At 62.3% G+C, this 9,176-nt stretch carries 10 protein-coding genes; 1 reads left to right on the top strand and 9 read right to left on the bottom strand.

All coding sequences use genetic code 11. The features are described 5' to 3' along the window. Nucleotides 1-140: 140 nt before the first annotated feature. Entirely contained in the window at nucleotides 141-401 is a 261-nt protein-coding gene (locus tag EOM25_10080) for a CopG family transcriptional regulator (protein ID NCC25525.1), read from the bottom strand. Between the two features lie 101 nt (nucleotides 402-502). Here EOM25_10080 and EOM25_10075 point away from each other — a divergent pair, with 101 nt between their 5' ends. After that, nucleotides 503-1,009, top strand: coding sequence for a tetratricopeptide repeat protein (locus EOM25_10075; GenBank protein NCC25524.1), 507 nt, complete (start codon nucleotides 503-505; stop codon nucleotides 1,007-1,009). Between the two features lie 65 nt (nucleotides 1,010-1,074). Here the strand turns inward: EOM25_10075 and EOM25_10070 are convergent, their stop codons facing one another. The 8 genes from EOM25_10070 to EOM25_10035 all read right to left on the bottom strand — a co-directional run bounded on the left by EOM25_10070 (nucleotide 1,075) and on the right by EOM25_10035 (nucleotide 8,659). Further along, nucleotides 1,075-1,419, bottom strand: coding sequence for a hydrogenase small subunit (locus EOM25_10070; protein ID NCC25523.1), 345 nt, complete (start codon nucleotides 1,417-1,419; stop codon nucleotides 1,075-1,077). 12 nt (nucleotides 1,420-1,431) lie between these two features. Further along, on the bottom strand, nucleotides 1,432-2,676 hold the full coding sequence (locus tag EOM25_10065; protein ID NCC25522.1) for a 4Fe-4S dicluster domain-containing protein: 1,245 nt from the start codon (nucleotides 2,674-2,676) through the stop codon (nucleotides 1,432-1,434). Nucleotides 2,677-2,973: 297 nt separating this feature from the next. Then, the gene (locus tag EOM25_10060) at nucleotides 2,974-3,288 is read right to left on the bottom strand and encodes a Na+/H+ antiporter subunit G (GenBank protein NCC25521.1); all 315 of its coding nucleotides are present in this window, start codon (nucleotides 3,286-3,288) and stop codon (nucleotides 2,974-2,976) included. 8 nt (nucleotides 3,289-3,296) lie between these two features. Next, on the bottom strand, nucleotides 3,297-3,566 hold the full coding sequence (locus tag EOM25_10055; GenBank protein NCC25520.1) for a K+/H+ antiporter subunit F: 270 nt from the start codon (nucleotides 3,564-3,566) through the stop codon (nucleotides 3,297-3,299). Next, nucleotides 3,560-4,048, bottom strand: a complete 489-nt coding sequence (locus EOM25_10050; protein NCC25519.1) for a Na+/H+ antiporter subunit E — start codon at nucleotides 4,046-4,048, stop codon at nucleotides 3,560-3,562. The genes EOM25_10055 and EOM25_10050 overlap by 7 nt, the downstream gene beginning before the upstream one ends. Further along, nucleotides 4,045-5,538: a monovalent cation/H+ antiporter subunit D gene (locus EOM25_10045; GenBank protein NCC25518.1), complete on the bottom strand. Its 1,494-nt coding sequence runs from the start codon at nucleotides 5,536-5,538 to the stop codon at nucleotides 4,045-4,047. The genes EOM25_10050 and EOM25_10045 overlap by 4 nt, the downstream gene beginning before the upstream one ends. Continuing rightward, the gene (locus EOM25_10040; protein ID NCC25517.1) at nucleotides 5,535-5,864 is read right to left on the bottom strand and encodes a Na+/H+ antiporter subunit C; all 330 of its coding nucleotides are present in this window, start codon (nucleotides 5,862-5,864) and stop codon (nucleotides 5,535-5,537) included. Before EOM25_10040 ends, EOM25_10045 begins: the two co-directional genes overlap by 4 nt. Then, the gene (locus tag EOM25_10035; GenBank protein ID NCC25516.1) at nucleotides 5,864-8,659 is read right to left on the bottom strand and encodes a monovalent cation/H+ antiporter subunit A; all 2,796 of its coding nucleotides are present in this window, start codon (nucleotides 8,657-8,659) and stop codon (nucleotides 5,864-5,866) included. Before EOM25_10035 ends, EOM25_10040 begins: the two co-directional genes overlap by 1 nt. Nucleotides 8,660-9,176 lie beyond the last annotated feature (517 nt).

Genomic DNA, 9,176 nt, shown 5'->3' with positions numbered 1-9,176 from the left:
GCCCCGGGCCGTGACCGTGATGTCGTCGAGCCGATATTCCTGCCCGTGAGAGACGGGGGGCAATCCGGTGCCGAGCACAAACAAGGCCACAGCTCCCAAGACAATTTTTTGATACAATTCAATCGGTTTCATGGCATGCCTCACAATACAAAGGATTTGACTCGTACGTCCGGCACTCGGCCCAAGCGTCCGGTGAACGCCCCAATGACGTCCGTTGAGGCCTGAACGACCGCGCAGGTCCAGACCTTGCCGTTTTGCGAACTCGAAAAGTCCTTCACATCAACAACGATGGCCGCGAATTCGGCCAGTATGGCGCGTATTTGCTCCACAGCTTGCCCCTCAGTCGGGCGAAGCAGGCCCACCAGCCCTTGACGTATGCTCCGATCAATATGAGCGGTCATGTCCAAGCCTCAAATTCGATAAAAATTTCTTGATATTTACAAAGTATTAAAATACGAATTTATAATTAGTAACACTAAAAGGGATTTCACCAGGAGGTTTCATGTTCATCCGTTCCCTTTTTGCCGTGGCCATGACGGCCTTGATTATGATCGGATCAATGTCGGCTGCAGCCGGGAGAGAGCATCCCCGCACGCTTCTGCACCAGGGTGAGCGATTCCTGGCCATGGGCAAATATCAGGCGGCCATCGCCCGGTACTCCAAGGTGATCGACTGCTGCGAGGGCACCATCGAGGCCGCCGAGGCCCACAACGACCTCGGGGTCATTCACGCCCGGCAGGGCAACATGGATCTGGCCATCCAGGAGTACGAAGCAGCCTTGCAGAGAACCCCGTATCCTTTGGCGCACTTCAATCTGGGCAAGGCCTTGGCGGATCGATTTTCGGCGACAGGCGGGGAGGAGGTGCGCAAAAGGGCGTTGTTTCATTTGGAGACGTTTCAAACCTATTTGGTCCAAGCGCGGGACCTTCCACCCATTGTCACTTGGCAGCAGGTCGAAATCGAAATATTTCTCAAATCGGCCATCGAAAATTTGTCGGGATCGGAATAAAACGCAACCCTTGGTTCAGTCCGTGGCCTTGCCTCAGGTTGCGAGGGAGGGGCAATGATACGTTTTTACAGCTTCAGTTTGATACCCTTGGCACGGACCTTCTTGAGCTCGGCGCTGCGATCCGTGTAATGGGTGTGCAGCAGGTCATGCGATTTGTGACCGCAGGGGCCGTCGTGCAGGAAACCGTCCTTGGCGTAGATCTTCTGAACCATGGGGTTGTCCTGGGATTTTCTGACGGCATAGATATTGGCGTCGGCGTTGTATACTGACGTCTGTCTCTTGCCGATGAAATCAAGAGCGGCAGCCTTGGCCGTGTCGACGAAGTGGATGCCGGTCACGGTCATGACCGTGGCCACACCGGCGACCTTGAGAAAGCACCGACGTGTAACTTCCTTGATGGTATTGCTCATTGTGTGTCCTCCCTAGCACATGCCGAAGCGTTTCTTGTAGGTTTTCAGGAGAGGTGACCCGGCGTCCGAAACACGAATGTTCGGGTCCAGGGGCTGACCGCCTCCGTTCACGCACCCCCCGGGGCAGGTCATGATCTCGATGAAGTGGTGCTTGGATTTCCCGGCCTTGACCTCCTCGCAAAGTTTGACCGCGTTATCGAGTCCGCTGGCCACGGCCACGTTGACCTTGCCGAATTTGGGCACGTCCACGCTGGCGGTGACAATGCCCTCGCTGGCCCGGACGGCCTTGATGTCGGGATTGGTCAGCTTCTGGCCGGAGAGGACCTCGTAGGCCAGACGCAGGGCGGCTTCCATCACGCCGCCGCTGGTGGCGAAGATGGTCGCCGCGCCGGTGGATTCGCCCAGAATTGGGTCGGGCTGGACCTCGGGCAGGTTGACGAAATCGATCCCGGCCTTTTTGATCATATAGGCCAGTTCACGGGTGGTGATGGTGGCGTCGGTGTCCCGATAGCCGCTGGCATTCATCTCCGGGCGAAGCCCTTCGAATTTCTTGGCAATACAGGGCATGATGGACACCGTGTACATTTTTTTCGGGTCCGTCTTGGTCTGTTGGGCCCCGTACGTCTTGGCCAGGGGGCCGAGCATGCCGATGGGGGATTTGCAGGTGGAGACGTTGGGAAGCAGTTCGGGGTAGAAGGTCTCCACAAACTTGACCCAGCCCGGACAGCAGGACGTGAATTGGGGCAGCGGGTGCTTTTTATCCGGCTTGGCGATGCGGTTGATCAATTCCGTGCCCTCTTCCATGATGGTCACGTCGGCCGTGAACTCGTTGTCCCAGATCAGGTCGAAGCCGAGTTTGCGCAGGGCCGCATGCATCTTTCCGCCGACATAGGTTCCGGGAGGCATGCCAAAGGGTTCGCCCAGGCCGTATCGAACGGCCGGAGCAGGCATGGAGACCACGATGGTGTTGGGGTCTTTGATTTTGGCCAGGATTTCGTCCACAAAGGATACCTGTTCGTAGATGGCCCCGTAGGGACAGTTGAGCAGGCATTGGCCGCAGTTGATGCAGGCCGCCGGGTCAACGACTTGGTGTTTGCCGTCGCTTCCCACGGCCTGGATGACCCCCGTGGGACATACCTCGTGGCAGTTGCCGCAGGCCTCGCACTTGTCCTGGTCCACCTGGACCATGGCATAGGTGGTCGGGTCCGCGGATTTGGGTAGTTGACCCGTGGACATGACTTTTTCGATCTCGAGCATGAGACTCCCTCCTTTGGCCTTGTGGGCCATGACGTTGAGTAAAACCGTTTGTGTCACATTTTTTTATTATGTAACATAAGATGGGTAAATTTCCTAGTTTCATAATTTTATATTGTCAACATATGAAAAAAAATTTTCAAAAAAAATTTTCATTTTAACCGGAAGGATACAATGAAAGGGAATGCACCCAATTCTGTGGGGGTATGGCCGATAGCCAATACCGGCCAGCCCAAGGCCCGGCTGTGCGTGGGTTGGGTGAAGGGGATGGATGGGCGGGAGTTGTTCGACGGAAAGGGATCAGCCCTGGTCGTCGGATTTGTCTGAAGTCTTGCGCAGATGCAAAGCGGCTCGGGCGATGAGGTAGGCGCTGACCGGAGCGGTGGCGAAGAGAAAGAGGGTGATCAAAAGTTCGTGGAGGCTGAGGCCCTCGCCCTTGGCGCTGAAGTGGAGGACCGAGGCCACGAGAATGCCTCCAACGCCCAGGGTCGTGGCCTTGGTCGGGCCGTGGAGGCGGGTGAAGATGTCGGGCAGGCGGGCCAGACCGATGGACCCTATGAGGGCAAAGAGGCCTCCGGCAATGAGGAAAAAGGAAATGACGAGTTCGAGCAGCATGGCTTTCCCTATTCGATGATGTCGCCCCGGAGCAGGTACTTGCACAGGGCCACGGTCCCGACGAAGCCCATCATGGCGATGAGCAGGGCGGCCTCGAAAAATTCGGTCAGATCCTGGTGAATGCCCAGAACCACCAGCAGGGCGATGGTGTTGATGGCCATGGTGTCCAGGGCCAGAATGCGGTCCGGCAGGCCGGGGCCGCGCAAAAGCCGCCAGAAATTGAGGGCCAGGGCCGCGCCAATGCAGCAGAAGGCCACGGTCAGGGCGATGGTCAACATTGGAAGATCTCCTTCAGGGGGGCTTCGTACCGGGTCTTGATGCGTCGAATCATTCCGGCCTCGTCATCCACGTCCAGGGCGTGGACGAGCAGCGTTTTGCGGTCCTCGGACAGGTCTGACGAGACCGTTCCAGGGGTCAGGGAGATGGTGTGGGCCAGGACGGTCACGGCGAAGTCGTTGTTCAGATCCAGGGGCAGGCGGACGAAGGCCGGGCGAAGTCGCTTGGGAGAGCCGAGGATGAGCCGGGCCACGGTCAGATTGGCCACGACGATGTCCCAGAAGAAGACCAGCAGATAGGCCGTCAGGACCAGGGGGCGGCGGATGCACGGCCGGTCGGGCCAGAACCTGGCCGTGAACAGGGGCAGGATCAGGGCCAGGAACCCGCCCAGGACCATCTGGCCCGGGGCCGTGGAGTTGGCCAGCAGAAGCCAGACGAGCCAGAGAAAGAGGCTGAACAGGGGTTGGGGGATCCATCGTCTCATGGGCTTGCCTCCGGGATGACGGCCAGGACATAGGCCTGGGGATCCAGAAGCTGGAGGGCTGCGGCCCGGGTGTATTCGGCCAGGGGCTCGGCCAGGACGGCAAGGGCCACCCCTGCCAGGATAAGAACCGTGGCCGGGGCCAGTCGTGCCCACCCTGTTTCGACGTTCAGGCAGGGGCCCGGGCTGTTCCAGAACAGGGTGCTTCCGGCCCGGGAAAGAGTCACGATTCCGATCAGGCCCCCGGACAGAACCACGGGCCAGACCCATGACTCCATGCCTGTTCCCGCAGCCCGGAGGAGCAGGACCTTGGCAATGAACCCGGACAGGGGGGGGAGTCCGGCAGCGGCGGCGGCACCGAGCACGAAGAGCCCGCCGATAAGGGCCGGTCCGCAGATTTGCGGGCCCGGCTCGAGCCTGTCGTCCAGGTCCCCGCGCTGGCGGCTGGTGACGTCGGCCAGGAGGAAGAGCCCGGCCGTGACCAGGGTCGTGTGGGGAAGATAGAACAGGGCGGCGGCGATGCCGTCGGCGTTCCACAGGCCGATGCCGGTCAGGAGGGTGCCCACGGAGACGATGACCAGATGGGCCAGGAGGCTTCGGAGCCGATGGCTGCCCAGGGCGGCCAGGGCTCCGGCGCCCAGGGTGACCAGGGCCAGGGGCAGGACGAGTCCGGCCGCCTCGGCCCCGGGCCCGTCCGGGGGAAAGATCAGACTCTGGGTCCGCAGGATGGCGTAGACCCCGACCTTGGTCATGATGGCGAACAGGGCGGCCACTGAGGGCAGCACCGAGGCGTAGAGCCGGGGGAGCCAGAGAAACAGCGGGGCGATGGCCGACTTGAGGCCGAACACGGTCAGGAGAAGGAGGGACGCAACCGAGAGCAGCCAGGCCGATTCGGGCGGGGCCTCGGCCGCCCTTGCGGCCAGGTGGGCCATGTTTAGGGTGCCACAGACCCCGTAGACCGTGCCAAGGGCCAGAAGGAAGAGACTGGAGCCGACAAGGTTCAGGATGACGTAGTGCAGGGAGCTTCGGGTTCGGGCGGGGCCGAATCCGTGCAGGGCCAGGCAATAGGAGGCGATGAGCAGGATCTCGAAGAATACGAAGAGGTTGAAGAGATCCCCGGTCAGGAAGGCCCCGTTCAGGCCCAGGAGCTGAAGCGGGAAGAAGACATGGAAGTCCCGGCTGAGGGTGTCGTCCATGTGGGTGGCATGGATGAGGACCGGCAGGGCCAGGATGGCCGTGGTCAAGAGCATGAGGGCGCTCAGGCGGTCCAGGACCAGAACGATGCCAAAGGGCGCGGGCCAATGGCCGAGGGCGTAGACCTCCACGGCCCCGGCGGCGGCCAGGTTCCAGAGGATCACGGCCGCGACCAGGAGGGAGACCGTGGTCAAAAGCGACACGACGCGCTGCAAGGCCGGGTTTCGTCGGACCAGAAGAAGGTTGATCATTCCCGCGATCAGGGGAAGGACGAGGGGGACCGTCAGCCAATGGTTCATGGCCGATCCTCCCCGGCGTCCACGTGGTCGGAGCCGAGTTCGCCCCGGGCCCGCAGGGCCAGGATGACCACGAAGGCGGTCATGCCGAAGCCGATGACGATGGCGGTCAGGACCAGAGCCTGGGGCAGAGGATCGGCCGTGGGCTGGGTCCCCACGGCCAGGGGCGGTGCCGCAGTCATCAGCCGGCCGCTGAAGAAGAGAAAGAGGTTGACCGCGTAGGACAGGAGGGACAGTCCGAGAACCACGGTGAAGGTTCTTCCCCCCAGGATCAGATAGACTCCGCAACCGACAAGGACGGCCACGGCCAGGGCGGCGAGGAGTTCCATCAGGCCTTCCCCCTTTGCCCGGATCCGTGCCGGGCCAGTTTCCCCAGATTGGCCAGGATGAGCATGATCACCCCGACCACGGCCAAAAAGACCCCGAGATCGAAGAACATGGCGCTGGCCAGTTCGAATTCGCCCACGAGCGGGAGATGGAAATGGCCAAAGGCCGAGGTCAGGAAGGGGTGGCCGAAGATGAGGCTCCCTAGTCCGGTGCCCGCGGCGATGAGCACGCCCCAGGCGATGATGGTGTGAAAATCTTTTCTCCATTGGTTCTGGGCCCAGGCGATGCCGCTGGCCATGTACTGGAGGATGAGGGCCACGGCCGTGACCAGTCCGGCGATGAAGCCCCCGCCCGGGGCGTTGTGTCCGCGAAGGAAGAGAAAGACCGAGACCAGCAGGGCCAGGGGCAGCAGGAACCGGGTCATCTGGGACAGGATCAGGGGGTGGCGTTCCAGGCACCAGGGTCGGCCGTCCATGTCGGCCCCGGGCGAGGCGAGCCTCAGTGTGTCGATAAGGGCGTAGATGCCCACGGCGGCCACGGCCAGGACCGTGATCTCGCCCAGGGTGTCGAAGCCGCGAAAGTCGACCAAAATGACGTTGACCACGTTGGCCCCGCCTCCACCGGGCAGGCTCCAGTCCATGAAGAATCCCGAGATGGACTCGTGGGGCCGGGTCAGAACGGCCCAGGCCAGCAGGCCCACCCCTGCCCCGGTGGAACCGGCCAGGATCAGATTGGCCGTCTTTCGGCCGCATGGCGTGGACGGGGCCTCCCGCTGGGGGAGGAAGAAGAGGGCCAGGAGGAGGAGCATGATGGTTACCACCTCCACGGAGAGCTGGGTCAGGGCCAGATCCGGGGCCGAAAAGCGGACAAAGGTCAAGGACATGACCAGGCCGACCACGCTCAGGGCGACGACCGCAGCCAGGCGGTGGCCATGCCAGACCACAGTGGTCAGGGCTCCGGCCATGAGGATCAAACCCCCCAGAACAGTCAGGGGGTCCAGCCCCTGGGCCGGGACGGGTCCGGTGATGGTTCCCCCGGCAAGGGGCCAGATCATGGCCAGGGCCGCGGAGGCCAGAAGGAGGGCCGTGGGCCTCCAGAGGGTTCCGTCGTCCGCGAAACGGGTCAGGACTCGGGCCGTCCGGGTCAAGGCCCCTTCCGCCGACCAGAAGTATTTGGCCGCGTCGGGAACGGTCTTCATCCTTTCCCGGAAGGTGAAGAGGGGATGTCTGCAGGCGTAGAGGCCAAGGCCGCCGGCCAGGGCCAGGAAGCTCATGAGCAGCGGCAGGTTGAACCCGTGCCAGATGGCCAGGCTGTACGGGGGCAGGGGCCCGCCCACGACGCTGGCGGCGGCCAGGTGCAGGAACGGACCCATGGTCTGGACCGGGAGAATGCCCACCACCAGGCAGAGGATGGCCAGGATCTCCACCGGAATCTTCATGAACCGGGGAGGTTCGTGGGGAGGATACTTGGGTAGGTCACGGGGCTCGCCGTTGAAGAAGACGTCGTGGATGAACCTGGCCGAATAGGCCACGGCAAAGACACCGGCCAGGACGGCCCCTGTCGGCACGATCCAGCCCATGGGTCCGAGGAGATTTTCGTGCAGGGTTTCGGCGAAGAACATCTCCTTGGACAGAAACCCGTTCAGCAGGGGCACGCCGGCCATGGCCGCCGAGGCGATCATGGCCAGGGCGGCGGTGTGGGGCATGTACTTCCACAGGCCGTTCAGGCGGCGCATGTCCCGGGTCCCGGTTTCGTGGTCGATGATCCCGGCGGCCATGAACAGGGAGGCCTTGAAGGTGGCGTGGTTGATGATGTGGAAGACTCCGGCCACGGCGGCCAGGGGGGTGTCCAGACCAAAAAGGAGGACGATGAGCCCCAGGTGGCTGACGGTGGAATAGGCCAGGAGGCCCTTCAGGTCGTGCTGGAACAGGGCGATGACCGCGCCGGTGAGCAGGGTGGCCAGGCCGACCCCGGCGACGAGGAAGAACCAGAGGTCCGTGCCGGACAGGACCGGGTAGAGCCGGGCCAGGAGAAAGACCCCGGCTTTGACCATGGTCGCCGAGTGGAGGTAGGCGCTGATGGGGGTCGGGGCGGCCATGGCCCGGGGCAGCCAGAAGTGGAAGGGAAACTGGGCCGATTTGGTGAAGGCTCCGACGAGGATAAGGATCAGGGCCGGGGTGTAGAGGGGATGGCTGCGGATGAGGTCGCCCCGTTCGAGGAGCATTGAAATCTGGAAGGTTCCGGCCATCTGACCGAGAAGGAGCAACCCGGCCAGCAGGGCCAGGCCTCCGGCTCCAGTGACGATGAGGGCCATGCGGGCCCCCTGGCGGGCGTCCGCGCGGTGATTCCAGTAGCCGATGAGCAGAAACGACGAGATGGAGGTCAGCTCCCAGAAGATCACGAGGAGCAGGAGGTTGTCGGCCAGGGCCACCCCGAGCATGGCGCTCATGAACAGGAGGAGCTGTCCGTAGAGACGCCCCATGGGGTCCTTTTCCGAAAGGTAGTAGCGGGCGTACAAGATGACCAGAAGACCGATGCCCGAGACGAGCAGGACGAACATGGCGGCCAGACCGTCCATGCGCAGGGCGATGTCCAGCCCAAATCGTGGCAGCCACGGCCAGACCACCGTCGGGGGATGCCCATCGAAGACCGAGGCAAGGCAGGAGAGGGCCAGTCCGATGGAGACGGCGGCCACGGCCCCGGTGGTCCAGGCACATACCCGTCGGCCCAGCCTGATGGCCAGGGGTGGGAGCACGGCTCCAATGAGAGGGACGAGGACGATGAAAAGGATGTTCATGGGAATGGTCCGGGTCTTCGCAAATTCAGTGTCCGAGCTACCATCAAGGAAGAGACAGTTCAAGCCCGTCCTAGCCGGATCGTGAAGTGACGGCCTTTGCCGTGTTCTCGGTATTTGCGGCTGTATCTCCCGTGAACCCGGCCACCGTCCCTTTGCGACCCATGGCGATCATTTTTTCCGGACATGAGCTGGGTGTGGGAGGGTGAGGTACGACGGTGGTCCTTGACCTCTCTGGACGGTGGCCGTGAGGCGTGGTAGCCAGTGGCCGTGTTCGTTCCGATTGTTCCTTTCGATTTTGAACCCGGCCGCAACCATCCAGGGGGCAGCCATGAACACCTCCCTTCCCGTAATTGCCAGCCAATCCGACCGCGTCGCGTCGGATGTCCAAATGCCCTGGTCTCGGGTCGGATATCGAGCCCTTCGACATCGGTTGGCGTCCGGCGAGAAAGCCACAACCAATTTCCGTGGCCGTTGAACGAAAGATCGAATCCAGAATTCGTGATTGGTTTTTTTCGAA

It is taken from the genome of Deltaproteobacteria bacterium (assembly GCA_009929795.1).
Classification (GTDB): Bacteria; Desulfobacterota; Desulfovibrionia; order Desulfovibrionales; family Desulfomicrobiaceae; genus RZZR01.
The sequence above is the reverse complement of the archived record's forward strand: the minus strand, read 5'-3'. Positions and strand labels throughout refer to the sequence as shown.

Excerpts from the sequence above, each read along its gene's own strand:
- EOM25_10080 (NCC25525.1), bottom strand. The coding sequence starts at position 401 with ATGACCGCTCATATTGATCGGAGCATACGTCAAGGGCTGGTGGGCCTG.
- EOM25_10075 (NCC25524.1), top strand. The coding sequence starts at position 503 with ATGTTCATCCGTTCCCTTTTTGCCGTGGCCATGACGGCCTTGATTATG.
- EOM25_10070 (NCC25523.1), bottom strand. The coding sequence starts at position 1,419 with ATGAGCAATACCATCAAGGAAGTTACACGTCGGTGCTTTCTCAAGGTC.
- EOM25_10065 (NCC25522.1), bottom strand. The coding sequence starts at position 2,676 with ATGCTCGAGATCGAAAAAGTCATGTCCACGGGTCAACTACCCAAATCC.
- EOM25_10060 (NCC25521.1), bottom strand. The coding sequence starts at position 3,288 with ATGCTGCTCGAACTCGTCATTTCCTTTTTCCTCATTGCCGGAGGCCTC.
- EOM25_10055 (NCC25520.1), bottom strand. The coding sequence starts at position 3,566 with ATGTTGACCATCGCCCTGACCGTGGCCTTCTGCTGCATTGGCGCGGCC.
- EOM25_10050 (NCC25519.1), bottom strand. The coding sequence starts at position 4,048 with ATGAGACGATGGATCCCCCAACCCCTGTTCAGCCTCTTTCTCTGGCTC.
- EOM25_10045 (NCC25518.1), bottom strand. The coding sequence starts at position 5,538 with ATGAACCATTGGCTGACGGTCCCCCTCGTCCTTCCCCTGATCGCGGGA.
- EOM25_10040 (NCC25517.1), bottom strand. The coding sequence starts at position 5,864 with ATGGAACTCCTCGCCGCCCTGGCCGTGGCCGTCCTTGTCGGTTGCGGA.
- EOM25_10035 (NCC25516.1), bottom strand. The coding sequence starts at position 8,659 with ATGAACATCCTTTTCATCGTCCTCGTCCCTCTCATTGGAGCCGTGCTC.